The organism is Comamonas kerstersii (assembly GCF_008801935.1).
In the GTDB taxonomy this organism is placed as follows: Bacteria; Pseudomonadota; Gammaproteobacteria; order Burkholderiales; family Burkholderiaceae_C; genus Comamonas; species Comamonas kerstersii.
On sequence record NZ_VZOT01000034.1, the window covers coordinates 1 to 794 of the forward strand.

Below are 794 nucleotides of genomic sequence, written 5' to 3' on the forward strand. Positions count from 1 at the left end.
TCCTGAAGCGTTGCTCAGCGCTCTGCTGGCCGATTACAAAAAGCCCGAAGACCTCATTGGCGAGAACGGTCTGCTCAAGCAACTGACCAAAGCCGTGGTCGAGAAAGCCTTGCAGGCGGAATTGACTGAGCGCCTCGGCCATGAACGCCATGAGACCATCACCAACGGCGCTCGCAACAGCCGCAATGGCTCCAGCCAGAAGACGCTCAAGGGCGATTTTGGTGAGTTGCCCATTAACGTTCCCCGTGATTGCCATGGCAGCTTCGAGCCCCAGTTGCTTGCCAAGCACCAGACCCGCTGGACGGGCTTTGATGACAAGATCATCTCGCTGTATGCCCGGGGCATGACAGTGCGGGAGATTCAGGCACATCTTGAAGAGATGTACGGCACCGAGGTCTCGCCCAACCTGATCTCGTCGGTAACTGATGCTGCCAGCGAGGAAGTCAAAGCCTGACAAGCCAGGCCGCTGGATGCGATTTACCCCATCGTCTATCTGGACTGCATTCACGTCAAAGTGCGAGAAGGAGCGGTCCGGGTCAAGGCCGTGTACCTGGCCATTGGCGTCAACTTGCAGGGAGAAAAAGAAGTGCTGGGGCTGTGGCTGTCGCAGATGGAAGGTGCCAAGTTCTGGTTGCAGGTCGTCACGGAACTACGCAACCGGGGCGTGCAAGACATCTTCATCGCCTGCGTCGATGGGCTCAAAGGCTATCCTGAGGCCATTGAAGCGGTGTTTCCACAGACCGTGGTGCAACTGTGCATTGTCCACATGGTGCGCCACAGCCTGAACTACGTGC

1 pseudogene is annotated in these 794 nt (G+C 57.6%); it reads left to right on the forward strand.

The features are described 5' to 3' along the window. Positions 1-794, forward strand: a pseudogene (locus tag F7P80_RS16650) (IS256 family transposase); the annotation flags it as partial.